19 protein-coding genes are annotated in these 25,561 nt (G+C 68.7%); 7 read left to right on the forward strand and 12 right to left on the reverse strand.

The window, feature by feature from the left end:
• The first annotated feature begins 81 nt into the window (after positions 1-81).
• Positions 82-1,296: a low temperature requirement protein A gene (locus OX958_RS22455; protein WP_270131146.1), complete on the forward strand. Its 1,215-nt coding sequence runs from the start codon at positions 82-84 to the stop codon at positions 1,294-1,296.
• Positions 1,297-1,308: 12 nt separating this feature from the next.
• Here OX958_RS22455 and OX958_RS22460 read toward each other — a convergent pair whose 3' ends face one another.
• The 8 genes from OX958_RS22460 to gcvT form a co-directional block, all read right to left on the reverse strand.
• Positions 1,309-4,161, reverse strand: coding sequence for an AfsR/SARP family transcriptional regulator (locus OX958_RS22460; protein WP_270131147.1), 2,853 nt, complete (start codon positions 4,159-4,161; stop codon positions 1,309-1,311).
• A gap of 81 nt (positions 4,162-4,242) precedes the next feature.
• On the reverse strand, positions 4,243-5,301 hold the full coding sequence (locus OX958_RS22465; RefSeq protein WP_270131148.1) for an ABC transporter ATP-binding protein: 1,059 nt from the start codon (positions 5,299-5,301) through the stop codon (positions 4,243-4,245).
• Positions 5,302-5,309: 8 nt separating this feature from the next.
• The gene (locus OX958_RS22470) at positions 5,310-6,410 is read right to left on the reverse strand and encodes an ABC transporter ATP-binding protein (RefSeq protein ID WP_270131149.1); all 1,101 of its coding nucleotides are present in this window, start codon (positions 6,408-6,410) and stop codon (positions 5,310-5,312) included.
• Positions 6,407-7,399 (reverse strand): ABC transporter permease, encoded by a 993-nt coding sequence (locus OX958_RS22475; protein ID WP_270131151.1) that lies wholly within the window; start codon positions 7,397-7,399, stop codon positions 6,407-6,409. The genes OX958_RS22470 and OX958_RS22475 overlap by 4 nt, the downstream gene beginning before the upstream one ends.
• A 100-nt stretch (positions 7,400-7,499) precedes the next feature.
• A complete protein-coding gene (locus OX958_RS22480) occupies positions 7,500-9,260 on the reverse strand; it encodes an ABC transporter substrate-binding protein (protein ID WP_270131153.1) in 1,761 nt (586 codons plus the stop codon).
• 40 nt (positions 9,261-9,300) lie between these two features.
• Positions 9,301-10,308, reverse strand: a complete 1,008-nt coding sequence (locus OX958_RS22485; protein ID WP_270131155.1) for an ABC transporter permease — start codon at positions 10,306-10,308, stop codon at positions 9,301-9,303.
• Positions 10,309-10,663: 355 nt separating this feature from the next.
• A complete protein-coding gene (locus OX958_RS22490; protein WP_270131157.1) occupies positions 10,664-13,573 on the reverse strand; it encodes an AfsR/SARP family transcriptional regulator in 2,910 nt (969 codons plus the stop codon).
• 297 nt (positions 13,574-13,870) lie between these two features.
• Positions 13,871-14,977 (reverse strand): glycine cleavage system aminomethyltransferase GcvT, encoded by a 1,107-nt coding sequence (gcvT, locus tag OX958_RS22495; protein WP_270131158.1) that lies wholly within the window; start codon positions 14,975-14,977, stop codon positions 13,871-13,873.
• 185 nt (positions 14,978-15,162) lie between these two features.
• Here gcvT and OX958_RS22500 point away from each other — a divergent pair, with 185 nt between their 5' ends.
• Positions 15,163-16,656, forward strand: a complete 1,494-nt coding sequence (locus OX958_RS22500; protein WP_270131160.1) for a leucyl aminopeptidase — start codon at positions 15,163-15,165, stop codon at positions 16,654-16,656.
• Positions 16,657-16,660: 4 nt separating this feature from the next.
• On the opposite strand, the gene OX958_RS22505 is transcribed toward OX958_RS22500, so the two are convergent.
• Positions 16,661-16,981, reverse strand: a complete 321-nt coding sequence (locus tag OX958_RS22505) for a cupin domain-containing protein (RefSeq protein ID WP_270131161.1) — start codon at positions 16,979-16,981, stop codon at positions 16,661-16,663.
• Positions 16,978-17,661, reverse strand: coding sequence for a DUF2848 family protein (locus OX958_RS22510; protein ID WP_270131162.1), 684 nt, complete (start codon positions 17,659-17,661; stop codon positions 16,978-16,980). Before OX958_RS22510 ends, OX958_RS22505 begins: the two co-directional genes overlap by 4 nt.
• A gap of 86 nt (positions 17,662-17,747) precedes the next feature.
• On the opposite strand from OX958_RS22510, the gene OX958_RS22515 reads away from it, so the two are divergent.
• The gene (locus OX958_RS22515; RefSeq protein WP_270131163.1) at positions 17,748-19,064 is read left to right on the forward strand and encodes an MFS transporter; all 1,317 of its coding nucleotides are present in this window, start codon (positions 17,748-17,750) and stop codon (positions 19,062-19,064) included.
• On the opposite strand, the gene OX958_RS22520 is transcribed toward OX958_RS22515, so the two are convergent.
• Complete coding sequence (locus OX958_RS22520; protein ID WP_270131164.1) at positions 19,051-19,692, reverse strand: GntR family transcriptional regulator; 642 nt, start codon at positions 19,690-19,692, stop codon at positions 19,051-19,053. The genes OX958_RS22515 and OX958_RS22520 overlap by 14 nt on opposite strands.
• Positions 19,693-19,721: 29 nt before the next feature.
• Here OX958_RS22520 and OX958_RS22525 point away from each other — a divergent pair, with 29 nt between their 5' ends.
• Positions 19,722-20,492, forward strand: a complete 771-nt coding sequence (locus tag OX958_RS22525; protein ID WP_270131165.1) for a carbon-nitrogen hydrolase family protein — start codon at positions 19,722-19,724, stop codon at positions 20,490-20,492.
• 7 nt (positions 20,493-20,499) lie between these two features.
• Here OX958_RS22525 and OX958_RS22530 read toward each other — a convergent pair whose 3' ends face one another.
• Positions 20,500-20,817, reverse strand: a complete 318-nt coding sequence (locus tag OX958_RS22530) for a hypothetical protein (protein WP_270131166.1) — start codon at positions 20,815-20,817, stop codon at positions 20,500-20,502.
• 136 nt (positions 20,818-20,953) lie between these two features.
• Here OX958_RS22530 and lpdA point away from each other — a divergent pair, with 136 nt between their 5' ends.
• The 3 genes from lpdA (at position 20,954) to OX958_RS22545 (ending at position 25,398) form a co-directional block, all read left to right on the forward strand.
• Entirely contained in the window at positions 20,954-22,342 is a 1,389-nt protein-coding gene (gene lpdA / locus OX958_RS22535; protein ID WP_270131168.1) for a dihydrolipoyl dehydrogenase, read from the forward strand.
• Positions 22,343-22,463: 121 nt separating this feature from the next.
• On the forward strand, positions 22,464-24,461 hold the full coding sequence (gene sucB / locus OX958_RS22540; protein WP_270131169.1) for a 2-oxoglutarate dehydrogenase, E2 component, dihydrolipoamide succinyltransferase: 1,998 nt from the start codon (positions 22,464-22,466) through the stop codon (positions 24,459-24,461).
• A gap of 49 nt (positions 24,462-24,510) precedes the next feature.
• Positions 24,511-25,398: a TIGR01777 family oxidoreductase gene (locus tag OX958_RS22545; RefSeq protein WP_270131170.1), complete on the forward strand. Its 888-nt coding sequence runs from the start codon at positions 24,511-24,513 to the stop codon at positions 25,396-25,398.
• The last annotated feature ends 163 nt before the right edge of the window (positions 25,399-25,561 follow it).

Raw genomic sequence — 25,561 nt, forward strand, 5'->3', positions numbered from 1 at the left:
TCGGTAGCAGCCCGCCGTTCCAACGACGGATCGCCACTCCCCGCCCGGAGTGGCGATCCGTTCTTTGTCTACAGTGCGGGCATGACGTCACGCCGGATGCCGATCAAGAGCCAGGCCACCTCGGAGAACCAGCCGGTCACCACGCTGGAGCTGTTCTTCGACCTGGTCTTCGTCTTCGCGCTGACCCAGATCACCGCGTTGATGGCGCACGAGCTCACCTGGACCGGCGTACTGCGCGGGGTGCTGCTGATCGGCCTGCTCTGGTGGAGCTGGATCGGCTTCTCCTGGGTGTGCAACCTGGTCAAGGCCGACGAGGGTTCGCTGCGCGGCGTACTGCTGGCGGCGATGGGCGCGATGTTCGTGATCGCGCTGGCGATCCCGGAGGCCTTCGACGACCTGCCCGGCGGCCTGCCCGGCCCGGTGGTGATCGCGGTCGCGTACTTCGCCTTCCGCGCGATGCACCTGTGGTTGTTCTGGCTGATCGCGGACGGCGACAAGGTGCTGCGGCGGACGTTGCTTCGCTTCGCGCCGTCGATGGTCGCCGGCACCGCGCTGCTGCTGGTCGCCTCGCAGTACGAGGGCACCACCCAGACGCTGCTGTGGGGAGCCGCCCTGGCCGCGGACTACGTCGGCACGTTCCTGATCGACGCCCGCGGCTGGCGACTGCGCTCGGCCGCCCACTTCGCCGAGCGGCACGCCCTGGTCATCATCATCGCGCTGGGCGAGTCGATCGTCGCGATCGGCGTCGGCGTCACCGACCTGCCGATCTCCTGGCCGATCCTGATCGCCTCGGTGCTCGGCCTGGTGGTGACCTCGGCGCTGTGGTGGATCTACTTCGACGCCACCGTCCACTACGGCGAGAAGGCACTCGCCGCGGAACCGCCGGAGACCCGCCCGAAGCTGGCCCGCGACGCCTACACGTTCCTGCACTTCCCGATGGTGGCCGGCGTCGTGCTGCTCGCCCTGGGCCTGAAGAAGGTCCTCGAGTACGTCGGCGACACCGAGCACCACCACCTCGACGACCCGCTCAAGGGCATCGGCCTGTACGCACTCTTCTTCGGCGTCGTCCTCTACCTGCTCGGCCACGTCGGCTTCAAATGGCGCACCACCCACCAGGTCGGCATCAGCCGCCTGATCACCGCCGCCCTGTGCGTCGCCGCCGTACCGCTGCTCGCCCACGTCCCGGCTCTCGGTCAACTAGCGGTGCTCGCCGCACTGATGATCGGCCTGGTCGCCTTCGAATCGGTCCGCTTCGCCCAGGAACGCGAACTCCTCCGCCACGGCGACCACGCCTAGGTCAGCTCCGCGTCAACGACGGTTCGCGGGATCTCGGTCGTCGGTGTCGATGAGGTGCTGGAAGTACTCGCCGATCGAGGGAAAGCCGGTCGCCTGGGCACGCTCGATCAGATCGCGGCGGAGCTGCCGGCCGCGCTCGACCTCGCCCCGAGCCATCGCCACGTCGGACTCGACGGTGGCGATGGAGATCTCGTGCGCCCACAACGGGGCTTTCGCGTGTTGAGCCCTGACCACGTCCAGCAAGGCCTCGGCGTCGCCCACTCTGCCCTGCCGCGCGGCCAGTGATCCGCGCAGCCCGGCGACCGTCGCGACGTACTCTCCGCTGACGAGTCGAGCGAAGATCTCGGCGGCCCGGACCAGGTTCGCCTCGGCCGCGTCGTACTTCGGAATCTGGATCTGGATCTCGCCGAGCATCAGCAGCGCCTCGCCCTGACGAATACTTCCGGGCCGGCCGGCCTCGACTGCCTGGCCGGCCCACTTCTCGGCGGTGACGTAGTCGTGGGTGTCGGCATAGAGGTGACCCAGGATCCGCAGGACGACCGATCGCCAGCGCTCGAGCTCACCGAACCGGTCGATGATCTCGATCGCCCGATTGAGCGCCTCTTTGGCCCGGTCGATGTCGAGGGTCTGCATGGCACTGCCCCCGGCCAGCCGCAACGCCTGGACCTCGAGGTCAGGCTCGCCGACCTCCACCGCCAGCGTCAGCAGGTTCTCGCTGTGCGTCAGCCGGTCGCTGGGGTTCCACTCGTACGCCGTGACGGCGGCGAGCTCCACCCGTACCCGAAGGGCGATCTTTCCTGCCGTGATCGCCGCGTCCCTGATCAGCTCGAGCACCGCGATCCGCACCTCCCGCAGATCGCGCATGGTCAGATACCCGTTCGCCGGCAGGGCGATCGCCGCCGCCTGCTCGAGAGCGCCGATCCCGACGGCCGATCCGGCGGCCGCGATCACCAGCGGCCAGGACTCGTCGAACCAGCTCGCTGCGTCGGACTCGATCGCTCGCTCCACAGCAGGCAGCGACGGCGAGCCTTCCGGTGCGGACCGCCCGATCGGCGCCATACCGTCGTAGTTGATCCCCGCATCCGCCACCGCGGCAAGTCGCTGTACCGCACTGAGATATCGCTGCTGTGGCCTCTCGGAATCACCTTCGGCTACCAGCCGCTCGGCGGCGTACGAGCGGACCAGGGCGTGCATCTTGTACTGCTGGTCGTGCACGAGCTCGACCAGGCCGAGGTCGACCAGGCGGTCGAAGGCGGCGGCGCCGGTGGGTTCGTCGCAGTCCAGGAGCGGGGCGGCCACCCAGGACGGGAACTCCGTGACGCCGACCAGGGAAAGGCGTTCCAGCAGGTGACGGGCTTCGGGGTCGGCCAGCGTCAGCGTGCGGCCGAGGCTGGTCCGGACGGCGAGGTCGCCGGCCACCATCGAGTCGAGGCGTTGGCCGTCGTCGGCGAGGGCGCCGGCGACAGCCTGAAGAGCGTCGTCGCCGGACAGCGCCAGACGAGAGCCGATGATGCGCAGCGCCAGTGGGAGGCCCACGCACTCGTCGGCCACCGCGTTGAGGACCGCCTGCTCGCGCAACGTTCGGCCGATCAACCGGGTCAGCAGAGATCGGCTGGTCGGTGAATCGAGCGGCTCGACCTGATGATGGACCGCCCTGGTCAACTCCGGCAGCGGTTTGCGTGAAGTGACGATCGCCGCGCAACGGGCACCGGCCGGCAGCAAGGACGTCACGGTGGCCGCGTCGAGGGCGTCGTCCAGCACGACGAGCACAGCAAGATCCTCGGTACGGCGCCGGAACACCTGCTCCCGTTCGGCCAAAGTCGGCGGCACCTCCGCCGACCGCATCCCGAGCGAACGCAACATCCGTCCGAGCAGCGTCGAGGCCGGCAGCGCCTCTCCCCCGACGTCCTGCAGTCGCGCGAACAACTGCCCGTCCGGAAACGCCTCCGCGACCAGGTGCCCGATCCGCGTCCCCGCCGCTGACTTACCGACCCCCGCGCCACCCCACAAGCAGTAGACGGCAGCCTGCCCGGCGCTCACCTCCCGTACGGCGTCCGCCAGCAACTCGTCACGGCCGACCAACAGCGAGATGTCGACCGGCAGTTCCCTCGGCACCGGACCGTCCGGACGTTGTGCCGCCGTCAACTGGAGGGCCGGATCGTCGCGCAGGATCGCCAGGTGCAGCCGTCGCAGCCGCGGCGCCGGATCCAGGCCGAACTGCTCGACCAGTCGCTCGGCCAGGTCCGCGTAAGCCTGCAACGCGTCGGCTCTGCGGCCCGATCGGTACAGCGCCGTCATCCAGGCGACCGTCAACCGCTCGCGTTGCGGGCCCGCGCTGACCAGTTCGGCCAGCTCGTCGGCGAGCTGCTCGTGCCGGCCTGCCTGCAGATCCGCCTCGACCCGCTCTTCGATCGCCGTCGAGCGTTCCTCGTCCAGTCCCGCTGCCAGCCGGGCACGCGTTGCCGGGGGCAACAAATCTGCGAGCGGGTCGCCACGCCAGAGGTCAAGCGCTGCCCGTAGACCGTCGCTTCGCAGTACGGGGTCCTGCTGCTCGCGCGCGGCGGCCGTCCGCAACCGGAAGCGCTCGACGTCGATCGACTCGGGCGGCACCTGTACGGCGTACCCGGCGGCGCTGCTGGTGATGGTGATGCCGGGCAAAGCCTTGCGGAGCCGGGACAGATAGACCTGCACCGAGCCGCGGGGATCAGCCGGCGGCGAGTCCGGCCAGAGCAGATCGACCAGTTCGGCGGGCGGTACCGGTTCATTTGCCCGAAGCAACAAGATGGCGAGCAGCGACCGCTCCTGCCGGCGCAGTACGCCGGTCTGTCCCTCGATCTCGAAAGCCCCCAGCAACCGGAAGTCCATGACCGACACCATAGGCCCGGGCAAAAGCAGGACCCCGTCGGCACGGGACAAGCCGACGGGGTCCAGCGATCGAGCGGTACGTCAGGCCGTGGCGGCCGTCAGGTCCACCTTCGGCTCGGCGAAGTGGCACGCGGCGGCGTGACCGGGGCCCGACTTCGGCTTGCCGATCAGCAGCGGCTCCTGGGTGGCGCAGATGTCCTCCGCCTTCCAGCACCGGGTGCGGAACCGGCAGCCGCTCGGCGGGTCGATCGGCGACGGCACGTCACCGACCAGCCGGATCCGCTCCTTCGGCGGGACACCACGGATGGTGCCGAGGTCCGGGGCGGCCGAGAGCAGTGCCTGGGTGTAGGGGTGCTGCGGAGCGGTGTAGATCTGCTCCCGCGGCCCCTGCTCGACGATCTTGCCGAGGTACATCACGGCGACCTCGTCGCAGAAGTGCCGGACCACGCCGAGGTCGTGCGCGATGAAGACGAAGGCGATACCGAGATCGCGGCGCAGATCCTCCAGCAGGTTCATCACCTGGGCCTGGATGGACACGTCCAGCGCGGACACCGGCTCGTCGGCGATGATCACCTCGGGCTCCACCGCCAGCGCCCGGGCGATCCCGATCCGCTGCCGCTGACCACCGGAGAACTCGTTCGGGTAGCGGTTGTGGTGCTCGGGGTTCAGGCCGACCCGCTCCAGCAACTCCTGCACCCGGGCCAGTTCCTGGCCCTTCTTGACCAGGTTGTGCACCCGCAGCGGGGTACTGATGATGTTGCTGACGGTCTGCCGCGGGTTCAGCGAGCTGTACGGGTCCTGGAAGACGATCTGCAGTTCGCGACGGAACGGCCGCAGGTCCTTCTCCTTCATCCGGGCGATGTCGGTGCCCTTGAAGAGGATCTGGCCCGAGGTCGGCGTCAGCAACCGGCTGATCATCCGGCCGGTCGTCGACTTGCCACAACCGGACTCACCGACCAGACCGAGGCTGCCGCCGGGCTTGAGGTCGAAGCTCACGCCGTCGACCGCCTGGACGACCTTCCGGGTGCGGCCGAGGCCGGCCGCCTCCTTGATCGGGAAGTGCATCTTGAGGTCGCGGACCTGCAGCAGCGGGCTGTCCGCGGTAGTTCTGGCGTCTACGGGACGCACTGTGTCGCTCATCTCTCTCCTCAGCCCAGTCTCGGCTCGACCTCGGCCTCGTAGATCGAGGCCTTGTCGTGCAGGTGGCACCGGGACGTGTGCGCTCCCGCACCGTCGACCGGAAGCAGGTCGGGCAGGTCGGTGGTGCAGCGCTCGCCCTTGACCCGGTCCTTGTAGGGACAGCGGGGATTGAACGAGCAGCCGGTCGGCAGCGACAGCAGCGACGGCGGCAGGCCCTTGATCGGGCGCAGCCGCTCGTTGGCCGCCGAAACGGTCGGGATCGACTCCAGCAGACCCCAGGTGTACGGCATCCGCGGCCGCGCGAGCACGTCCTCGGCGGTGCCGTACTCGACGCACCGGCCGGCGTACATCACCAGCACGTCGTCGGCCATCTCGGCCACCACCCCGAGGTCGTGGGTGATCAGCACGATCGCCGAGCCGAACTCCTTCTGCAGGTTGTTCAGCAGGTCCAGGATCTGGGCCTGGACGGTGACGTCGAGCGCGGTGGTCGGCTCGTCGGCGATCACCAGCTTCGGGTCGTTGACCAGACCCATCGCGATCATCGCGCGCTGCCGCATACCGCCGGAGAACTCGTGCGGGTACTGCTTGAACCGGCGGATCGGGTTCGGGATGCCGACCAGGTCGAGCATCTCCAGGGAGCGCTTCTTGGCCACGTCCTTGGAGACCTTGTGGTGCACCCGGTAGGCCTCGGAGATCTGGGCGCCGACCGTGTACAGCGGGTGCAGCGACGACTGCGGGTCCTGGAAGACCATCGACACCGCGTCACCGCGGACCTTCATCAGGTCCGCCTCGGACAGCCCGACCAGTTCGTCGCCGCCGAGCTTGATCGAGCCGGTGATCCTGGTCCGCTTGGGGTCGTGCAGGCCCATCACGGCCATGCTCGACACCGACTTGCCGGAGCCGGACTCGCCGACGATCGACAACGTGCGGCCGAGCGGCACGGAGTAGCTCAGCCCGTTCACCGCGCTGACCAGACCGTCGGCGGTCGGGAACTGCACGGTCAGGTCCTCGACCACCAGGTACGGCGTCTCGCCGCTGGGCGACATCGCCGTCGAGCGCCGCTCGCGGGTCGCGACCGAGGGGTTGCGCGGGACGTCCTGGGTGGTCATGCGAGCCTCACTCTCGGGTCGATCAGGCTGTAGGCCACGTCGACGAGGAAGTTCATCGTGACCAGGATGACCGAGGCGACCAGCACGGTGCCCATGATGACGGGCAGGTCGTAGGTGGTCAGGCTCTCCAGCACCAGGTTGCCCAGTCCCGGCAGGTCGAAGATCCGCTCGGTGAAGATGGCACCGGCGAGACTGCCGGCGATGTCCAGACCGAAGATCGTCACGACCGGGATCAGACCGGACCGGAGCGCGTGCTTGTAGGTCACCACCCGGTCCGACAGACCCTTCGCCCGGGCCGTCCGGATGTAGTCCTCGCTGAGCGTCTCCACCATCGAGCCGCGCGAGTATCGGGCGTACTGCGTGCAGTTGTAGAAGCCGATCACCAGCCAGGGTGTCAGCAGTCCGGCGAACCATTTGCCCGGACTCTCCGAGATCGGCGTGTAGCCGCCCCGGGGCAGGATCGGGTACAGGATCGTCAGGTAGAGCGAGATCATCAGCGCGACGATGTAGTACGGGATCGAGCTCAGGATCAGGGTGGTGCTCATCAGCACCCGGTCCCCGGTCGTCCCGCGTCGCTTCGCGGCCATCGAGCCCACGAAGACACCGATCGTCAGCACCAGGACGGCGTATCCCGCCACCAGGGAGACGGTGACCGGGAGGCGCGTCTTGAGCATCTCGGTGACCGGCCGGTTGTTCTTGAAGGAGAAGCCCAGGCAGGGTGCGTCGCACTTCTGCTCGAGGCCGGACGTCACGAAGGTCCGTCCGACGAAGATCCCCGCGGTGTACTCGGCGAACTGCTGCACCTTGGGTCGGTCGAGGTGCAGGTTCTCCTTGATGTCGTTGTAGCGCTGCTGGGTGCAGTTGCGCTCACCACAGATCGCCGCGGCCGGGTCGGTCGGAGCGACGAAGAACAGCGTGAAGGTCGCGATCAGCGTGACCAGCACGACACTGAGCGCGCTGACCAGCCGGCGCGCCACGAAGTAGAGCACGAGGTTTCTCCTCACCGGTCGGGGTGGTGACCGGACCTGGGTCCGGCCACCACCCCTTCGTTCAGTTCAGATCGGTCGGCTGCCTGCTGGCAGCCTCAGATCACGGCTGCTTCAGGTACAGCGAGGTGAACTCGGGCAGACCCTGGGTCGGGTCGTTGACCGCGCCACCGATGTTCTTGCCGACCGGCATCGCGCTGGCCGAGTAGTACAGCGGAACCGACGGCAGGTGATCGGTCATGATCATCTTGTCGACCTTCGACCACTCCTTGACCTGCTCGTCCGGGGTCAGCGCGGCGACCCGGTCGATCTCGGCGTCCAGCTTGGTGTCCTGGAGCTGACCCTGGCTGTTGCCCAGGGCGATCGCGTCGGACTTGTAGAGCACCGGCAGCCAGCTGGTACCGGCCGGCCAGTCGGAGCACCAGCCGGCAGGGGTCTTGCCCATGTTGACCGGGGCGTCCTGGTTGCCGACGAGGGTACGGATCTTGGCCTTCGGCACACCGATCGCCTTGACCTTGAAGCCGGCCTTCTCATAGGTCTGGGTGCGCAGCTGGTTGACCTGGGTCGCGATCGGGTCGTCGTTGGAGTAGTACCAGGAGAGCTCGAAGTTCTCCTTGCCCAGCTCCTTCAGCTTCGCCTTGATCTCGTCGGCGACGGCCGGGTCAGCAGCACCCTTGCCGGTTCCGGTCAGGCCAGGGATCTCGTACTTCTCGTAGCCTGGGACGGCCGGCGGCAGGTAGGTCGAGGCCGGGATGGCGACGTCCGGGGTCAGACCGGCGACCTTGCGCCAGTCCTCGATCGGGTAGCCCTTGGCGATCAGCTTGCGGACCTCGAGCGGGATCTTCCGGCTGTCCATCGGCCAGGTGATCGTGCAGGGGCCGGTGCCCTTGATGATCTGTGCCTGGTCCTTGACCTCGTTCAGGAGGCTGGCGTCCAGGTTGCTGTAGTTCAGCGCGTTCGCGTCGACACCGGAGCTGGCCAGCACCTGGCGCTGCACCTTGATGGTGTCCTGGGCGAACTTGAAGTTGAAGCCGTCGACGTACTGGTGCCGCACCGGGTCGGTGTTCGGGTCCCAGTTCTCGTTCTTGACCAGCTTCAGCTCCGAGCCCGGGGTCAGCGACGCGAGCTTGTACGGGCCGGTCGACTTCGGCTTGAGCTCGTACTCCTTCTTGGTGTCGGCCGCCTGCGGGATCGGGGTGAACATCGGGAAGGCCGCGTAGAACGGCAGGTCGTCGAACTTCTTGGCCAGCTTGATGACCAGGGTCGACTCGTCCGGCGTCGAGACACCGGCGTAGTTGTCGCCACCGGCGGCGTACGGGCCCTTGTACTTGTCGCCGTCCAGGAAGAACTGCTGCTGGTACGTCGGTCCGGCGTCGTACAGGTCGTGCGCGAAGGAGCGCTTGATCGCGTACGCGTAGTCGGCGGCCTTGACCGGGGTGCCGTCGTCGTACTTGATGCCCTGCTTCAGCTTGAAGGTCCAGGTCAGACCGTCGGCCGACTTGGTGCCCAGGTCCTCGGCGAGGTCCGGGACCAGGGTCGGCTTCTGCGTCTTCGGGTCCAGCCGGTACTGGGTCAGAGCGCGCATGTACAGCTTCGCGATCTGGTTACCGTCGGTGTAGTAGATGTTCGTCGGGTCGAAGGTGTCCGGCGTGACGTCGGACAGGATCTGGATCGTCCCGCCCTTCTTCGCGCCCTCGATCTCTGCCGCCGGGCCCTTGGCGGTCGGGTCGGTGGCCTTGACCTGCGCCTCACCCGCGTCGCCCCCGGTACTTCCGCCGGGCTTGTTGCTCGCCGACGGGCTGCCACACGCCACGGCGGTCAGCATGACCGTCGCCGTGACCGCGGTGATCCGTTTCCACTGCATTGTCGTGTTTCTCCTTTTCTGCCGCTGGGGCAACGTCGGGCTACCGACGAGTCTTGGGGTCGAAGGCGTCGCGCACCGCGTCACCGAGCAGGGCCAGCGCGAGCACCAGGATGGTGATGCCCAGCACCGGCAGCCACAGGTAGAGCGGGTCCGCCTTGAACCAGTTGGTCGCGTTGGCGATCGTCTGACCCCAGGACGGGATCGGCTCGATCAGGCCGACGCCGAGGAAGGACAGGCCTGCCTCCGCGGTGACGTAGGCCGGCAGGGACAGCGAGGCCGAGATGACGATCGGGGCGACCAGGTTCGGCAGCAGCTCCTTGAAGAGCACCTGCCGGGTCGGTACGCCGATCGCCTTGGCGGCCAGCACGAACTCACGCTCGCGCAGGGACAGCACCTCGCCCCGGATGATCCGGGCCAGGCCCGCCCAGCCGAAGAACGAGAGCACGAAGATCAGCACGAAGAACCGGGTCGAGGCCTGCTCGCTGGGGCTCAGGTTGAACGAACCGCCGCGCATCGACTCGACGATCGGCACCATCGCGATCGCGAACAGCAGGTAGGGCAGGCTCAGGACGAAGTCGATGATCCAGGAGATGATCCGGTCGGTCCAGCCGCCGAGGAAGCCGGCCAGCAGGCCCATCACGACGCCGACCACGGTACCGAAGATGGTCGCGACGAAGGCGACCATCAGCGACGGCCGGGCGCCGTACACCCAGCGGGCGAAGTTGTCCCGGCCGGTCTTCGGTTCGACGCCGAACCAGTGCTGGGCGTTGGCGACGAACGTCGGGTAGCCGTACTCGTCGACCAGGTCGGAGTTGAAGGTGCCGATGTCGGCGCCTTCGAGCTTGGTCAGCAGCGGCGCGAAGATCGCGATCAGGACGAAGAACAGCACGATCACCGTGCAGACGACGGCGACCTTGTCCTTGCGGAGCCGGTCCATCGCGATCCGTGTCGGGGACTTGCCGTGCGCGACCGAGGCCGAGCGAGCCGGCTCCGCCGACGCCGGATGGTCCTCGACTCCTACGGTCGAGTCGGGTGCCCCAATACTCATTCGCGCTCCGTCAGCTCGGTCAGCAGAATTCCGGGATTCAGCCCCGGCAACGGTCGGTGGATCGTGCCGGGCCATGGCCCTGGATGCCATTGCGTCAAATTCCCTTGACAAGGCCGAACTCCTGGGCCGCGGGCTAGCCTGCCCGACGCGATGACGGCAAACCAGCGGTGTCCGGGACCAGTGCACAAATCGTTACCGGAACGCGTACCGGACCGGAACATTTGTGGCCGATGGTTACTCTACGCACACATTCCAGCGCGAACAGCGTCGGCACAGCACCGACAGTGGCAATTTTGTGCCAGTTTATTACTGACGGTGAAACGAACGGGACGGAGGGCGGTGCTTGGGAGCTTGATCACAAAACGTCGTCACTACCGATATCCGGGCAGCCTTCGGGGTCGATAAGGGCCCAGTGCTGCAATAGCCGGGCGCGGCCATAATGGAAATCGCTGTCGACATATTCCTGCAATTGAGCGCCGAGCATCTTCCGCGCGGCCGCCGGAAGCCCCAGCGCGAACTGCAAGCAGGTTCGTCCCATCGTCACCGCCAATTCGCCGATCGGGTCCGGTCTGCGTCGGAACACCGATGCGGCCTGCTCCAGGTGCTCATCGGCGCCGTTGAGATCGCCGACCACCACCAGAAGGCGGGCTTGAGTCGCGCTGACGTACGCGCCGCCGAGCTCGTCTCCGAGTTGCTGAACCGTCTCGCGCGTACGGCTCAGCAGTTCCGTCACCTCAGAGACATGGTCAGTGCCCTGATCGGGGCCGGAAAGCAAGCTCTCGGCGAGGTTCACTGAGCGAATAGCATTCAGCCGGGTCCCGCCAGGCGTCAGCTCGACGCTCCGGCGATACGCATGCTGTGCCTCGTCTATCCGACCCAACTGGTGCACTGCTCCACCCAGGTGGTCGAGGGCCCTCATCATCAGAGATTCCGCAGCCGGATTCTCCTCGGCCAGCGCCAGCATCTGGAGTGCGAGTTCGAGGTGGCGGCCGGCGTCGGCGCTCGCTTCCGCCGTCCAGGCGACCTGGCTGAGTGCGCGCACCAGCGCCTCCATGCCGCCCGCACGCTCTGCCGAATCCAGGCAGCGCTCCGCGAGCGTCGTCAGTTCCGCGATAGGCGCGGACCACTGCGCGCTCGCCGAAAAGACAGCCTGGTCGAGTTCGGCCTCCAAGCCCACGTGCCCCGCGGCAGCTACCTCGTCCCTGACCTCCCTCAAGATTCCGTCACGGGCTTCTCGGTGATCTCGCACCGCCAGATAGCCGTGCAGCCGCAGTGCGAGCATGCCTGCCAGCCGCGGCTGGCTCCGCACCGCCAGTTGGATGGCTGCCGTCATCACGGGCAGCTGCACGTCGAGCCAGTTGGCGCCTTGAGCAGCGGCGGCCTCAACGCCCGGTAGCGACCGATCACTTCCGCTGTCCATCTGGATCAGCACTTCGATGCCGTGCTCGACCTGTTCGTCGGCGATTGTGAGCAGCCGCAGTACCGTGCCGAGGTACCGCTCCTCGATGCCGGTCCTGACCTCCGGCGAGATCTGCTGCAGCAGCTCCGCGGAGTACGAGCGGACCAGCCCGTGCATCCCGTACGTCGGTGGCTCGGTCCGCCGCTGTTGCAGCAAGCCCAGCGCGACCAGTCCGTCGAAGACCGCATCGGCGCGGGGTTCGCTGAGGCCGAGCAGCGGGGCCGCGACCCAGGAGGAGAACTCGTCCGCGTCAACCAGATGCAGCAGCGCGAACAGTCGTTGAGCGGCGGGGTCGGCGCTGCGCAAGGTGACCTCGAGGCTGGCGCGGACCGCGCGGTCACCTGCTACCAGGTAGTCGAGCCGGCTCGCGTCGTCCGCCAACGCCTTCAGTACGTCGGCGGTCTTCTCTTTGGCGATACCGAGCCGCGCGCCGACAATACGCAGGGCGAGCGGCAGGCCGGCGCAGTACTGGATGATCTCTGCCAACTCCGCCTGCGGTAGGCCGGTCAGTGATCGGAGAAGCTCACCACTCCGCTCATCTCCCAGTGGCAGGACCTCGCGGTGAACGGCATCTTCCAGGCCTAGCAGCGGCTGCCGGGAGGTGGCCACTACCGCGCAGCGGCCGTCGGCGGGGAGCAGGGGGCGCAGCTGGCCGGCGTCGAGGACGTCGTCGAAGACGAGCAGTACAGCGCGTCCGGCCAGGGTGCTGCGCAGCAGAGACGATCGCTCCTCCAGCGAGTCAGGGATGAGCTGGCTCTCCACACCTAAGGAACGCAGTAGTCGGGCGAGGACGACTCGCGCCGGTACTGCGTCGCCCTGGACGTCTTGCAGCCGGACGAACACCTGCCCGTCGCCGTACTCGTCAGCAAGCCGCCGACCGAGCCGTACGGCCGCAGCCGACTTGCCGGTTCCAGCGCCGCCGTACAACGACACCACAGCCGGTACGCCGTTCCGCCGCTTCGCGCTCAGCAGCACGTCCGACAACTCGTCCAGCAACTCGTCGCGCCCGACCAGGAGCCCCACGTCGGCCGGCAGCTCTCGCGGACCTGTAGGAGCTGCCGGGAGACTCAACGACTCGTCCTGCCGCAGCATCGCCACCTGCAGGTCGCGGACCTCTTCGCCGGGCTCTACTCCCAGCTCATCATCCAGGTGACGCACCAACTCCGTGTAGACGGCTAGCGCCTCGGCCTGCCGTCCGGAGCGGTACAACGCGATCATCCGAGTCGCTGCCAGGCCTTCCCTCGTCGGTTCGACTCCGGTGAGCTGTGCAAGCTCGGGCAGCAGCTCCTGGTGCCGCCCCAGTGCCAGGTCGGTCCTCAACCGCAACTCGTGCGCCGCCCACCGCGACTCGTCGAGCCCACCGCACAGCCGACGGCGTACGTCCTCAGACGCAACGTCCGCCAGCGCCGGCCCGCGCCAGAGGTCCAGTGCCTCGACAAGCAACTCGCGGCGCTGCTCCAGCTCCTGCAAAGCTCTAGCGCGGCCCACCAACTCGTTGAACCTCTCCAGGTCCGTTCGCCCGGCGGCGCCGTGCAGTGCGTAGCCCTGGCGTTCCGCCACCAGCTGCGCGGCCGGGTCCGCGGCGGTCAGCGCGGCTCGCAGCCGGGAGACATAGACCTGCAGCGCCCGCTTCGGACTACCTGGCTGTTCCTCCGGCCACAACAGCCCGATCAGCCGGTCTGTGGGCACGACCTTCCCGGGCGCCAGCAGCAGGACAGCGAGCAGCAACCGCTCCTGCCTTCGCTTGAGCACAACCTTCCGGTCGTCGGCCCAAACCTCGATCGGCCCCAGCAAGCGGTACTCCACGTGCGCAGAGTAGCTCGGTGGTAGGCGCTGGGTAACAGGATTCCCACATGCTGCACCAATGCATTGGTGGCGAAGCAATCAGTTGGTCCTGGCAACAGTCGTGCTCGGGGTGCTGTCGAGTCTGCTGGCACCCGCTCCGCCGCCTGGGCGCGGTTGGTGCGTGAGCGCTCAGGGCGTGCAAGCCAACTGCCGCGGTACTGCGGCGCCGCGGGTGCGGGACGAACCCCGGGTCCGGACCTTGACGGCCGGGGTTCGCCGCCGCAACCGGCGTACGGATCGGGCGCGTTGCCGCCGCGGTCAGCTCTCGCGGACGTTGACGGTGACGAACGGAGGCTTGACCACCTCGAACGCCTCCTGCCGGCCGCGGATGTCGACGGCGACCTGGTCGCCCTCCTTGATCGCGGCGTCGAGCAGCGCCAGCGCGATGCCCTTCTTCAGCGTCGGGGAGAACGTGCCGGAGGTGACCTCGCCCAGCGCCGTACCGGCCGGGTCGACGACGGCCATGTGAGGCCGCGGGATGCCACGGCCGACCGCGCGCAGGCCACGCAGGATGCGGGCCGGGCCGGCCTCCTTCTCCGCGCGCAGCGCCTGGTCGCCCCAGAAGTGCTCCTTCTTCCAGCCGACCGCCCAGCCGGAACGAGCCTGCACCGGGGTGATCGTGGGCGAGATGTCCTGGCCGTGCAGCGGGTAGCCCATCTCGGTCCGGAGCGTGTCGCGGGCGCCGAGACCGGCCGGGACGATGCTGTACTGCTCGCCCGCCTTCAGCAGTGCGTCGAAGACGGCCACGGCCGCTTCGTTCGGCACGACCAGCTCGTAGCCGCGCTCACCGGTGTAGCCCGTGCGGCAGACGACGACCGCCGTACCCGCGAAGTCGGCGACGGCGAAGGACATGTAGTCGTGACCGGTCGGCAGCCCGATCGCGGCGACCACGGCGTCGGAGTCGGTGCCCTGGACGGCGAGGATCGCGTAGTCGTCGTGGGTATTCGTCACCACGACGCCCTCCGGTGCGTGCTCGGCCAGCCGGCGGACCACCTCGGCGGTGTTGGCCGCGTTCGGGATCAGGAACACGTCGTCGTCGGCGTGCAGGTAGGCGATCAGGTCGTCGACCACCCCGCCGTCCTCGGCACAGCACAGCGTGTACTGCGCCTGGCCGGGGGCGATCTTGCCCAGATCGTTGGTCAGGCAGGAGTTCACGTACGCCGCGGCGCCCGGCCCCTTGACGGTGGCCTTGCCCAGGTGGCTCACGTCGAAGACGCCGACGGAGGTCCGGACCGCGGTGTGCTCGGCGACCACTCCGCCGTACTCCAGCGGCATCTCCCACCCTCCGAACTCGGCGAACTTGGCGCCGAGGGCGACGTGCCGCTCGTGCAGAGGGGACTTCTTCAACGCGGAAGACTCGGTCATGCAGCGGAACCTACCGGATGCCGGCCGGGGTGCGATGCGGCCGAGATCACTGCCCGCGCGTCGCATCCGTGACATGGCACCGTCCTTTACCGGGCCCGGTGCTTTGGCGCGTAGCATGCGGAGGCAGCATTCACGTACCGTCACGACCGGCCCCTGTCACCCGGTCAAGGAGGACTGAGGATTTCGTGAGCACCATCACTTTGAGCAAGTCCGATCCCGCCGGCGTCAAGACCGACGTCCTGGTGATCGGCGTGGTCAAGCTCGACGGCGGGGTGACACTGCCCGCCGGAACCGAGTCGCTGAACGCCGCCTACGGCGGGAAGCTGGTGGAGGTGCTGTCCGGCCTCGGCGCCACCGGTAAGGCCGGCGAGGTCACCAAGGTCACCGGCCCGAAGCCCGGCCGGTCCGCCGTACTGATCGCGGTCGGCCTGGGCGCGGCGCCGGACGGCGCGCTGAAGACCGAGGACCTCCGCGTCGCCGCGGGGATCGGTGTCCGCGCCGCCAAGGCGGGCCAGTCGATCGCGTTCGCACTGCCGACCCCGGACGCCGAGTGCGTCCGCGCCGTCGCCGAGGGCGCGCTGATCGGCCGCTACACCTTCAACGCCTACAAGTCCGAGGCGAGCTCCGAGGCGCCGGGCAACGTGATCGTGCTGACCGACCTGGCGCGCAACCGCGACGCCAAGGTCGCGCTGGAGCGGGCCCAGGTCACCGCCGACGCGGTCCACCAGGTGCGCGACTGGGTGAACACTCCCCCGTCCGACCTGCACCCGGTCGAGTTCGCCGCGCACGCCCAGAAGCTGGGCAAGGAGCACGGCGTCAAGGTCGAGGTACTGGACGAGAAGGCCCTGGCCAAGGGCGGGTACGGCGGTATCCTCGGCGTCGGCCAGGGATCGACCAACCCGCCGCGGCTGGTCAAGCTGACCTACACCCCGAAGAAGCCGGTGACGCACCTGTCGTTCGTCGGCAAGGGCATCACCTTCGACTCCGGCGGCCTGTCGCTGAAGACCGCCAGCGGGATGATCAGCATGAAGTCCGACATGGCCGGCGCCGCCGCGGTGATCGCGGCCACGATCGCGATCGCGCGACTCGGTCTGCCGGTCCAGGTGACGACGTACGCCGCGATGGCCGAGAACATGCCGTCCGGCTCGGCGGCCCGTCCGTCCGACGTGCTGACCATGTACGGCGGCAAGACGGTCGAGGTGCTCAACACCGACGCCGAGGGCCGGCTGGTACTGGGCGACGCCCTGGTCCGGGCCTCGGAGGACAAGCCCGACCTGATCGTCGACGTGGCCACCCTGACCGGCGCCTGTGTCGTTGCCCTGGGCACCAAGGTGGCCGGCGCCTTCGCCAACACCGACACCGCGCGCGACCGGGTGGTCGACGCCGCCGTCGCGGCCGGTGAGGCGATGTGGCCGCTGCCGATCCCGACCGAGATGCTGGACAAGCTGCGCTCGCACTCGAAGATCGCCGACCTGGCCAACATCACCGGCGAGCCGTGGGGCGGCGCCCTGGCGGCGGCCGCGTTCCTCGGCGACTTCGTTGCCGAGGGCATCGACTGGGTGCACCTCGACGTGGCCGGTCCGGCCTTCAACGACGGCGGCCCCTCCGGCTACACGACCAGCGGCGGCACCGGGTACTCCGTCCGCACGCTGGTGGAGCTCGCCGCTGCCGCGAGCTAGTCGGTCAGTAGCGGATCTCCAGCAGCACGCATCCCTCGCCGGTCCGGTACGGCCCATGTGGCATACCGGGCCGGCGAGCTGCGTACTGCCCCTGCCGGAAGGTCCTGCCAAGGGTCAGATCGGTCAGCGAACCCTCCAGCAGATAGACCTCCTCGAAGTACTCGTGCCGGATCACCTCGGTGCCGGAGTTGGTGCCGGGTGCCCACCGAGCGATCCGGGTGAGCTTCCCGTCCGGACTCGTCGTGAGCAACCGCTGGGTGATTGCCGGGACGTCTTCGGTCCACGGCACGTCGCTGACGGCGAAGAACTCGTGTTCGGCCTTCATTCCCAGGCCGCCGCGAGCTGCTCGACCGAGTAGACGATCCGGCTGGTCAGTCCGCGCGGATCGGTCAGCTCAACCCGCCAGGCGTCGGCGAACTGATCGACTCCGGCGATCATCGGGATCGTGCCGCTGAGCAACACGGTGCCCGGCCGGAGCAGGTGCCCCAGCTCCCCCACCCAGTACGCCGGGGGCAGCAACTGCGCGAGCGTGCCGTCCTGGATGAGCTGCTCGGTGTCCCCGTGCCGCACCCAGGCCTTCAACGTGAAGTCGTCCAGCTCGTCCTCGACCATGGTCAGCGGCCACGCCACGTCCCCCAGGACGTCGGGCGCCGTCTGCTTGCTCCACGCGACGCCGTGCACCTCGAGCGCCCGGTCGGTGTGGTCGCACGCGACCGTCAGCAACAGGTCGTCCGGCCCGTCACCGACGACCAGCGCCCACTCCGCCTCCCCCGACGTTCGGCCGTGCGCGACCTGGACCACCTCCGGCCGGCTCACCAGGCTGGCCGACAGCGGGTAGAGCGTCGGAATCCGCCCCGGAGCCGGCACGCCCAGTTCAGCGAGCTCGTCGACGTGGTGCTGAACCTGTCGGGTGTCGCGGCCGGCGTACCCGGCATTGAGCGCGTAGCGGACCTCGATCGACCGCTCGGTGCCGTCAGGGAGCGTGAATCGCAGGGTCTCGGGCATGGCAGCCACCACCGAATCTGAATCAGAGCTTGCGTGAACACGTTGTATACAGCAAGTATGGAGCATCGACGCAAGGAGGTCCACCGATGTCCAGCCCCACCGCCCCCGCCGGGGACCGGCGAAGTCTGTACAAGGCGTTCGCCGCCAGCCTGTCCGGCACCTCGCTGGAGTGGTACGACTTCGCCGTCTACAGCTCCGCCGCGGCGCTGGTGTTCGGCGACCTGTTCTTCCCGGGCAGCGATCCGCTCACCGGCACGCTCCAGGCCTTCGCCACGTACGCCGTCGGCTACGTCGCCCGTCCGCTCGGCGGCATCGTCTTCGGCCGCCTCGGGGACGTGATCGGCCGGAAGAAGGTGCTCGTCGCCACCCTGCTGTTGATCGGCGTCGCCACCTTCTTCATCGGGCTGCTGCCGACCTACGCCCAGGCAGGCGCCCTGGCGCCCACCCTGCTGGTGTTCCTCCGATTCGTGCAGGGCGTCGGCGTCGGTGGCGAGTGGGGCGGCGCAGTCCTGCTGAGCAGTGAGTTCAGCGAGGCCGGACAGCGGGGCTTCTGGGCGTCTGCCGCTCAGGTCGGCCCACCGCTCGGGACGTTGATGGCCAACGGCGTACTGGCCGTACTGGCCGGGCTGCTGTCCGAGGAGGCGTTCCTGAGCTGGGGCTGGCGGATTGCGTTCCTGCTGTCCGCAGTACTGGTCGCCTTCGGGTTGCTGATCCGGACGAAGCTGGAAGAGACCCCTGTGTTCCGCGAGTTGGAGGCGCGCGGCGACCGCCCTACCGCCCCCGTGACCGAAGTACTGCGCACGCAGACGCGCGCACTGGTGGCCGCGATCCTGGCGCGAGTGGGTCCGGACGTGCTCTATGCGATGTTCGCCGTGTTCGTGCTGACCTATGCGACCAAGGACCTGGGGCTGAGTCGCGGCCAGGCAGTCACCGCGGTGCTGGTCGGGTCGGCGTTCCAGGTCGGGCTGATCCCGTTCTCGGGCTGGCTTTCCGACCGCTACGGGCGGCGGCTGATCTATGGCATCGGTGCCGTCGGCGGGGCGATCTGGAGCGTGGTCTTCTTCGCCATGGCATCTTCGCTGGCGACGGTGCTGCCGGGCGTCGTGATCGGACTGGTGTTCCACTCACTGATGTACGGACCGCAGGCAGCCTTCGTGGCGGAGCAGTTCACCGCACGCCTGCGCTACACCGGCAGCTCACTCGCCTACACCTTCGCCGGCATCATCGGCGGGGCACTGGCTCCGTTGGCCTTCACCTACTTCCTGGCGAAGACAGGCACTGGCTACGTGATCGCGCTGTACATCGTGGTGGCGAACCTGATCACTCTGATCGGGCTGCGACTCGGGCGAGCGGTGCAGGACGATGAGGCACTGTCGCCCGCCGATGCCGTCAGCCCTGCATGAGGATGGAGCCGGTGGTGTCGAGGTGGCGGAGGATCGCCGCCTCGGCCGCAGCCGGGTCGCCCGACGCCAGACCGTCCACAATCGCCTGATGCTCGACCAGCACGTCCTGGCGCCGAGTAGTGCTGCGCTGCAGGACTACTACTCCCAGCAGCACATGCCTGGCACGCAGGCTGTCGTACAGCCGACCGAGCACGGTATTGCCGGCCGCCTCGACCAGCAGTGCGTGGAACTGGCTGTCGAGCTCGATGAACTCCTTGGCGTCGCCTGCCTCGACTATGGCCCGCTGCTGCTCGAGCACTGCGGCCATCGGCTCGACCGGAGCGCCGGCAGCAGAAGCCAGGCAGGTCGCAGCCGCCCAGGACTCGATGACGCCACGCGCCTGCATCATCTCGGCGATCTCACGACCAGGAAGGGGTGCGACGAAGGCGCCTCGGTGCGGGACGAGCTGCACCAGGTCTTCGGCCGCCAGCATCAGCAGGGCCTCTCGGACCGGCGTACGGGAGATGCCGACCTCGGTGGCGACAGCCTGCTCGTTGATGAACGTCCCGGAGACCGCGGGATCGCTCAGCACGGTCCCCCGCAGGTATTGGTAGGCGCGGTCACGGCCGGAGTCCCCACTCAATTGCATACCCAATGTATACAGCTTTGGAGGGTGAGATGACATCCCTGCGCGTCGCGGCGGGACAGCTCAGTACCGGCGCCGATCCGGTGGCCAATCTAGCCATTGCCACCGAATCCGTTCGCCAAGCGGCTGAGGCCGGCGCCTCGCTGGTGGCACTGCCGGAGGCGACGCTAGCTGCTTTCGGCTCCGACCTGGGCGCTGTCGCGGAACCTCTGGACGGGCCGTTCGCCACCGGACTGCGCAAGGTGGCGGCTGAGCTCGGCGTCGTCGTCATCGCGGGACTGTTCGAGCCGGCCGACGACGGGCGGGTGCACAACACGCTGCTCGCGACCGGGCCGGGCGTTGAGGCGGCGTACCGGAAGATCCACCTGTACGACGCCTTCGGGTCGCGCGAGTCCGACCTCGTCGCGCCCGGCAAGGAGCTGGTCACGATCGAGGTCGGCGGCGTACGGGTCGGGCTGGCCACCTGCTACGACCTACGCTTCGCCGAGCAGTTCACAGCTCTCGGGCGAGCCGGCGCGGAACTGATCGTCGTACCGGCGTCCTGGGGCGCAGGCCCGTCCAAGGAAGACCAGTGGGACCTGCTGACCCGGGCACGCGCCTCAGACGCACAGTCCTGGCTGCTGGCCTGCGACCAAGCCTGGACCCCACCTCGCGGCACCAACCCACTGGGCATCGGCCGCAGCGCCCTGATCGACCCACTAGGTCACCCGCGCGCCCGCCTCGGCGCAGAGCCCGACCTGCTGACGGGCACGATCCACACGGAACTGACGGCCGCGGTCCGCCTCCGGGTCCCGATCCTGTGAAGCCGGGTCAGGCTAGGCCGTTCTTTTTCTGGCGGGCGTTGTACTCGCGCATGCGGGGCGGGTAGCCGACCACGGCCGCGTCGTACGACGGGATGCCGAGCTTGTTGGCGAAATTGTGAGCCCACTGGACCGAGGGGACCCGGCGACGGGTCCACTCGCCGTCGATGGCGACCAGCAGCATCGTGTAGTCGGTCACCGCCGTTCGCGGCTCGACGAATCCCTCGACACCCTGACGTGTCTGGGCGAACTCCCGCAGGTGCGCCTGGTCGGGGTTGTCCGACTTACGCATCGTGCCCGGCTTCTGCCGGCGACCGAACCACTTCATGGGAGCAAGTGTCCACTATTCCCGCAAATCCGGCCCGGGAGCGACGCGCACGGCCGACGGTGACAAGATGACGCCCGGGCCGGAACTCCGCGATCCGGGGCCGCCCGCCGACTTGTTGACGCCCACGGAGGAACTCGTGACGAACACGGCAGACAGCGCGACGACGTACGACCTGGTGATTCTCGGCGGAGGCAGTGGTGGCTACGCCGCCGCGCTGCGTGCCGCCGTACTGGGTCTGTCGGTGGCTCTGGTGGAGAAGGACAAGCTCGGCGGCACCTGTCTGCACCGCGGCTGCATCCCGACCAAGGCGCTGCTGCACGCGGCCGAGGTCGCGGACTCGGCTCGCGAGGGTGAGCAGTTCGGGGTCCGGTCGACGCTCGAGGGCGTCGACATGGGCGGCGTGAACAAGTACAAGGACGGCGTCGTCGACCGGCTCTTCAAGGGCCTGCAGGGGCAGATCAAGTCCCGCGGCATCACCGTGATCGAGGGCGAGGGGCGGCTGACCTCGCCGACCACGGTCGCCGTCAACGGGACGACGTACACGGGTACGAACATCATCATCGCGACCGGCTCCTACTCGCGCTCACTGCCCGGCCTGGAGGTCGACGGCCACCGGGTGATCGCCAGCGAGCACGCGCTCACGCTGGACCGGGTGCCCGAGTCCGCGGTGGTTCTGGGCGGCGGCGTGATCGGTGTCGAGTTCGCCAGCGCCTGGACCTCGTTCGGCACCAAGGTGACGATCGTCGAGGCGCTGCCGCGGCTGGTGCCGGCCGAGGACCCCGACTGCTCCAAGACGCTCGAGCGGGCCTTCCGCAAGCGCAAGATCGCCTTCAAGACCGGTACGTCGTTCGAGTCGGTCGAGACGCACGACAACGGCGTCCGGGTGACGGTGGCCGGCGGCGAGGTGATCGAGGCCGAGCTGCTGCTGGTCGCGGTCGGCCGCGGCCCGAACACCGCCGGACTCGGCTACGAGGAGGTCGGCGTCGCACTCGACCGCGGCTTCGTCACCGTCGACGAGCACCTACAGACCAGCGTGCCCGGCGTCTACGCGGTCGGCGACATCGTCCCCGGCCTGCAGTTGGCCCACCGCGGCTTCCAGCAGGGGATATTCGTCGCCGAGCACCTCGCCGGGCTGAAGCCGGCCCTGATCGACGAGGCCGGCATCCCCCGCGTCACCTACTCCGAGCCCGAGGTCGCCTCCGTCGGCCTGACCGAGGAGCAGGCCAGGGCGAAGTACGGCGAGGTGGAGATCCTCAACTACAACCTCGGCGGCAACGGCAAGAGCCAGATCCTCAAGACCCAGGGTTTCGTCAAGCTCGTCCGCGCCAAGGACGGCGCCGTGGTCGGCCTGCACATGGTCGGCTCCCGGGTCGGCGAACTGATCGGCGAGGCTCAGCTGATCTACAACTGGGAAGCCTTCCCCGCCGACGTCGCGCCGCTGGTGCACGCGCACCCGACCCAGAACGAGGCTCTCGGCGAAGCGCATCTCGCCCTGGCCGGCAAGCCCCTGCACTTCCATGAGTGAACACAGTGATGAATAGATCCTGACTGCTCCGGCCGGCGGGTCGGGTGTGACCCAGATCCCGCCGGTTCGAGCGGCACCGTAGGCTGAACACGACCGATCAGACGAAGGAGCAACGACCGTCATGCCGACCTCAGTATCCCTGCCGGCCCTCGGGGAGAGCGTCACCGAAGGAACCGTCACCCGCTGGCTCAAGCAGGTCGGTGACACCGTTGCCGTCGACGAGCCCCTGCTGGAGGTCTCGACCGACAAGGTCGACACCGAGATCCCGTCCCCCGTGGCCGGCACCCTGCTGGAGATCAAGGCCGCCGAGGACGAGACCGTAGAGGTCGGCGCCGAGCTGGCCGTCATCGGTGACGCCGGCGAAAGCTCCGGTACTCCGGACGCATCCGCCCCCGCCGCTGACGCGTCTGCCGAGCAGGCGTCCGCCGACGCTCCGGCCGAGCAGGCCGCTCCGGCCGAGCAGACCCAGCCCGCGGAGCAGGCGCCCGCCGAGGCCTCGTACTCCGGCTCTGGCTCCGGCGGTCAGGCCGCCGACTCGGAGCCTGCCGCTCAGGCACCTGCCGAGCAGGCCCCGGCCGAGCAGCCTGCCGCGTCGTCCAACGGCTCCGGCGGCGGCTCGGGCACCTCTGTCACGCTGCCTGCTCTGGGCGAGAGCGTCACCGAGGGCACCGTCACCCGCTGGCTGAAGCAGGTCGGCGACGACGTCGCGGTCGACGAGCCGCTGCTCGAGGTCTCCACCGACAAGGTCGACACCGAGATCCCGTCGCCGGTCGCCGGCAAGCTGCTGGAGATCAAGGTCGCCGAGGACGAGACCGTCGAGGTAGGCGCCGAGCTTGCCATCGTCGGCTCGGGCGACGCTGCCCCGGCCTCCTCCGCGCCTGCCCCGTCGGCCCCGGCCGCCGAGGAGGCTGCCCCCGCGCAGGAGGCGCCCGCACAGCAGGCCCCTGCGCAGGAGGCCCCGAAGGCCGAGGCTCCTGCCCCGCAGGCTGCCCCCGCCCCGCAGGCGCCCGCCGCTGCTCCGGCACCGCAGGCCGCTCCGCCGGCACAGCCCACCGCGCAGGCTCCGACCCCGCAGCCCTCCGCTCAGGCACCGGCTTCGCAGTCCGCTCCGGCTCAGGCGCCGGCCGCTGCTCCGGCTCCGCAGTCGGCCCAGCCGGCAGCGTCCTCGAACGGCTCGTCCTCCGAGGGTCCGAACTACGTCACCCCGCTGGTACGCAAGCTCGCTGCCGAGCACCAGGTCGACCTCGGCGCCGTACAGGGCACCGGTGTCGGCGGCCGAATTCGCAAGCAGGACGTCATCGCCGCTGCCGAAGCCCAGAAGGCCGCGGCTGCTCAGGCCGCCGCAGCTCCGGCCGCTGCCTCCTCCGGCTCCGCTCCTGCGGCGAAGGCCGCCACCGCGGTCAGCCCGCTGCGCGGAACCACCGAGAAGATGAGCCGCATCCGCAAGGCCATCGCCAACCACATGGTCAACTCGCTGCACGTCTCGGCGCAGCTGACCACCGTGGTCGAGGTGGACGTCACCGAGATCTCCAAGCTCCGGAACGCGAAGAAGGCCGAGTTCGAAGCCCGCGAGGGCGTCAAGCTGTCCTTCCTGCCGTTCTTCGCGCTCGCCGCGGTGGACGCGCTGAAGCAGTACCCGAAGCTGAACGCCTCGATCAACGACGAGGCCGGCGAGGTCACGTACCACGCGGCCGAGCACCTGGGGATCGCCGTCGACGCCGAGAAGGGCCTGATGGTCCCGGTCGTGCACAACGCCGGTGACCTGAACATCGCCGGCCTGGCGAAGAAGATCGCCGACCTGGCCAACCGGGTCCGGATCAACAAGGTGCTGCCGGACGAGATGGCGGGCGGCACGTTCACCATCACCAACACCGGCAGCCGCGGCGCGCTGTTCGACACCCCGATCCTGAACCAGCCGCAGGTCGGCATGCTCGGGACCGGCGCGGTCGTCAAGCGCCCGGTCGTGATCACCCACCCGGAGCTCGGTGAGACGATCGCGATCCGGCAGATGGTCTACCTGGCGCTGACCTACGACCACCGTCTGGTCGACGGCGCCGACGCGGCCCGCTACTTGACCGCGGTCAAGCAGCGCCTCGAGGAAGCACAGTTCGACGTCTGATCCCCACCAGGAAGCCGGAGTTGTCCGACCGTGAGGACCGCGTGAACTCGTGAAGTACGTGCTCGCCGGATCCTCCGGCTTCCTCGGCAAGGCCCTCGCCCGTGACTTGGTGGCCCATGGCCACCAAGTCACCCGGCTGGTACGGCGTGAGCCGTCCCAGCCGAGCGAGGTCCGTTGGGACCCCGCGCGGGGTCAGGTGGATCTTCGCGCCCTGGATGACGCCGACGTCCTGATCAACCTGGCCGGTGCGAACATCGGCCGGCCGTGGACACCGGCGTACCGGAAGCTCATCCGGGAAAGCCGCGTCAGTACCACGGCCACGCTCGCGCAAGCTGCCGCTCAGCTGGATCGCAAACCGGTGTTCATCACCCAGAGCGGTATCGGCGGCTACGGCATGGACTGTGGCGACGAGATCCTCACAGAGGAATCCGAACTGGGCGACGGCTTCCTGGCAGACGTAGTACGAGTCTGGGAAGGCGCAGCCGATCCGGCCCGCGAGGCCGGCTGCCGCGTCATCGCCCTGCGCACCGGCGTCGTACTCGGCCGCTCCGCCCCCGCCTTCCAACTGCTGTCCTTGCCGTTCCGCCTGGGTGTCGGCGGCCGACTCGGCTCCGGCAAGCAGTACTTCCCGGTCCTCTCCCTGACCGACTGGCTCCGCGCCGTCCGCCACTGCGCCGAGACCGACCAGCTCTCGGGCCCGGTGAACGTGACCCTCCCGAACCCGGTCACCAACGAAGCCTTCACCAAGGCCCTGGGCAAGGAACTCCACCGCCCGACCCTGCTCCCGATCCCGTCGTTCGTCCTCACCACTCTCCTCGGCGAGTTCGCGTGGGAATTGATCGGCAGCAAACGAGCCCTCCCCAACGCGCTCCTCTCCACCGGCTTCACCTTCACCCATCCGACTGCACCCACCGCGCTCACCTCAGCCCTCAGCTGACGCGGCGGGCAGGCAGGCAGGTAGCCGACCTCGATCCGCAGGGCTCCGCGCTCCCGGGCTGCGGTCTATGCGCTGGCGGTTCTCGGCTCGCACCGCGCTACCCCCTGACCCAGCCCACAGCACTTCCTTTCTTCCTGCCTGCCTTGCTGCCTGCGTGCCTGCG

The organism is Kribbella sp. CA-293567 (genome assembly GCF_027627575.1).
Lineage (GTDB): Bacteria > Actinomycetota > Actinomycetes > Propionibacteriales > Kribbellaceae > Kribbella.

Excerpts from the sequence above, each read along its gene's own strand:
- sucB (WP_270131169.1), top strand. The coding sequence starts at position 22,464 with ATGCCGACCTCAGTATCCCTGCCGGCCCTCGGGGAGAGCGTCACCGAA.
- OX958_RS22510 (WP_270131162.1), bottom strand. The coding sequence starts at position 17,661 with ATGCCCGAGACCCTGCGATTCACGCTCCCTGACGGCACCGAGCGGTCG.
- OX958_RS22465 (WP_270131148.1), bottom strand. The coding sequence starts at position 5,301 with ATGAGCGACACAGTGCGTCCCGTAGACGCCAGAACTACCGCGGACAGC.
- OX958_RS22480 (WP_270131153.1), bottom strand. The coding sequence starts at position 9,260 with ATGCAGTGGAAACGGATCACCGCGGTCACGGCGACGGTCATGCTGACC.
- OX958_RS22470 (WP_270131149.1), bottom strand. The coding sequence starts at position 6,410 with ATGACCACCCAGGACGTCCCGCGCAACCCCTCGGTCGCGACCCGCGAG.
- OX958_RS22515 (WP_270131163.1), top strand. The coding sequence starts at position 17,748 with ATGTCCAGCCCCACCGCCCCCGCCGGGGACCGGCGAAGTCTGTACAAG.
- OX958_RS22505 (WP_270131161.1), bottom strand. The coding sequence starts at position 16,981 with ATGAAGGCCGAACACGAGTTCTTCGCCGTCAGCGACGTGCCGTGGACC.
- OX958_RS22485 (WP_270131155.1), bottom strand. The coding sequence starts at position 10,308 with ATGAGTATTGGGGCACCCGACTCGACCGTAGGAGTCGAGGACCATCCG.
- OX958_RS22520 (WP_270131164.1), bottom strand. The coding sequence starts at position 19,692 with ATGCAATTGAGTGGGGACTCCGGCCGTGACCGCGCCTACCAATACCTG.
- OX958_RS22525 (WP_270131165.1), top strand. The coding sequence starts at position 19,722 with ATGACATCCCTGCGCGTCGCGGCGGGACAGCTCAGTACCGGCGCCGAT.
- OX958_RS22455 (WP_270131146.1), top strand. The coding sequence starts at position 82 with ATGACGTCACGCCGGATGCCGATCAAGAGCCAGGCCACCTCGGAGAAC.
- OX958_RS22530 (WP_270131166.1), bottom strand. The coding sequence starts at position 20,817 with ATGAAGTGGTTCGGTCGCCGGCAGAAGCCGGGCACGATGCGTAAGTCG.
- OX958_RS22460 (WP_270131147.1), bottom strand. The coding sequence starts at position 4,161 with ATGGACTTCCGGTTGCTGGGGGCTTTCGAGATCGAGGGACAGACCGGC.
- gcvT (WP_270131158.1), bottom strand. The coding sequence starts at position 14,977 with ATGACCGAGTCTTCCGCGTTGAAGAAGTCCCCTCTGCACGAGCGGCAC.